A 2,126-nucleotide genomic window follows, 5' to 3' on the forward strand; every position below is an offset into this window, starting at 1 on the left:
AAGAAGAAGAACTTATACATGCTGGTCACATAAAGTGACCAGCATCAGGCCAGAGGGCCTGCTTTATGCATTGAGCATTTGTTACTGTTTCGCGCCTTCTACCGCTTCGCGAGCCAGTTTAGTAATGCGATCCCAGTCGCCTGCTTCCAGCGCATCCGCCGGAACCAGCCAGGAGCCACCGATGCAAAGCACGCTTTTCAGCGCCAGGTAGTCGCGGTAGTTGGCCGGAGAGATGCCGCCCGTTGGGCAGAAACGCACCTGGGAGAATGGGCCTGCAATCGCCTGCAACGCTTTGGTGCCGCCGTTCGCTTCAGCTGGGAAGAATTTAAACTCTTTCAGGCCGTAGTCCATACCCAGCATCAGTTCAGAAACGGTGCTGATACCCGGGATCAGCGGAATAGAACCTTCGGTTGCGGCTTTCAGCAGCGGCTCGGTCAGGCCCGGGCTGATGGCAAACTGTGCGCCCGCTTCGGTCACTTCCGCCAGCTGCTGCGCATTCAGAACCGTACCAGCACCGATGATCGCTTCCGGCACTTCTTTGGCGATAGCGCGAATCGCATCCATCGCACAGGCAGTACGCAGGGTCACTTCCAGAACACGAACGCCACCCGCAACCAGCGCCTTCGCCATTGGGACAGCGTGCTCCAGTTTGTTTACCACAATAACCGGCACGACAGGGCCAGTAGTCAGGATTGCTTCTGCACTTGTTTTCCAGTTTTTCATCAGAGTTTTCTCTCGCCAGATCGTTAAAATCAAGTCGTCTTAAAACGTAATACAGGTTGCGCCCTGCTCCGCACCGGAGAGTTTCTCACGCAACGCACCAAACATCTCGCGTCCGGTACCCACGCGGGATGCGCTCAGGTCAGGAATATGTGGCTGACGCGCCGCCAGCTCTGCTTCGTCCACCAGCAGGGTTAACTCGCCTGTCTGACCGTTAACGCGGATCATGTCTCCATCATGGACTTTCGCCAGCAGGCCGCCGTCGTAGGCTTCCGGGGTGACATGAATCGCTGAAGGCACTTTACCGGATGCCCCCGAGAGGCGTCCATCGGTCACCAGCGCAATTTTGAAACGGCGGTCCAATAATACACCAAGCGGCGGCATAAGTTTATGTAATTCTGGCATCCCGTTCGCTTTTGGTCCCTGATGACGCACCACGACTACGCAGTCTTTATCAAGCAGACCCGCGTCGAAGGCAGGTAAAACGTCGTGCTGGCTTTCAAACACCACCGCCGGGGCTTCGATAACCTGATTCTCTTCCGGCACGGCAGAAGTTTTCATTACGGCACGCCCAAGGTTACCGCTCAGCACTTTGGTGCCGCCGTGAGGAGAGAACGGCTGTTCGAAGGTCGCGATAACCTGAGGATCGAGCGAGTTGCTCGCCCCCTCGCGCCAGTCCAGCTCACCGTTGTTCAGCCACGGCTCAAGGGTATAGCGATGCAGGCCAAAGCCCGCCACCGTGTTGACATCCTCATGCAGCAGGCCGCCTTTCAGCAGCTCGCGCATCAGCACCGGCACGCCGCCCGCGGCCTGGAAGTGGTTAATGTCCGCCGGACCGTTCGGGTACAGACGCGCCATCAGCGGTACCACGGAGGAGATCTCGGAGAAGTCATCCCAGTTGATCAGAATGCCCGCCGCGCGCGCCATCGCGACAAGGTGCATGGTATGGTTGGTTGAACCGCCGGTCGCCAGCAGGGCGACAATCCCGTTGACGATGACTTTTTCATCCACCATTTTGCCCATTGGCATCCACTCGTTGCCGTTACCGGTCAGGCGCGTCACCTGACGGGCTGCGGCTTCGGTCAGCGCTTTACGCAGTGGCGCATCCGGCTGGATGAACGACGAGCCCGGTAGCTGCATCCCCATAAACTCCACCACCATCTGGTTGGTGTTAGCCGTACCGTAGAACGTACAGGTGCCCGGCGCGTGATAGGACGCGGCTTCCGCTTCCAACAGCGCCTGACGGTCCGCTTTTCCTTCGGCATACAGCTGGCGGATACGGACTTTTTCCTTGTTTGGCAGACCGCTTGCCATCGGGCCTGACGGCACAAAAATCGCTGGCAGATGGCCAAACGACAGCGCGGCCATCACCAGCCCCGGGACGATTTTGTCGCATACGCCCAGGT

Annotated in this window: 2 protein-coding genes; both read right to left on the reverse strand. The window is 58.3% G+C overall.

The features are described 5' to 3' along the window. Positions 1–81: 81 nt before the first annotated feature. Positions 82–723, reverse strand: a complete 642-nt coding sequence (gene kdgA / locus HP459_RS22580) for a bifunctional 4-hydroxy-2-oxoglutarate aldolase/2-dehydro-3-deoxy-phosphogluconate aldolase (RefSeq protein ID WP_003859774.1) — start codon at positions 721–723, stop codon at positions 82–84. 39 nt (positions 724–762) lie between these two features. Continuing rightward, positions 763–2,126 (reverse strand): phosphogluconate dehydratase (gene edd, locus HP459_RS22585; RefSeq protein WP_171936890.1); only part of this gene is annotated, 1,364 nt, incomplete at its 5' end.

The organism is Enterobacter sp. CM29 (assembly GCF_013179605.1).
GTDB lineage: Bacteria > Pseudomonadota > Gammaproteobacteria > Enterobacterales > Enterobacteriaceae > Enterobacter > Enterobacter intestinihominis.

Excerpts from the sequence above, each read along its gene's own strand:
- kdgA (WP_003859774.1), bottom strand. The coding sequence starts at position 723 with ATGAAAAACTGGAAAACAAGTGCAGAAGCAATCCTGACTACTGGCCCT.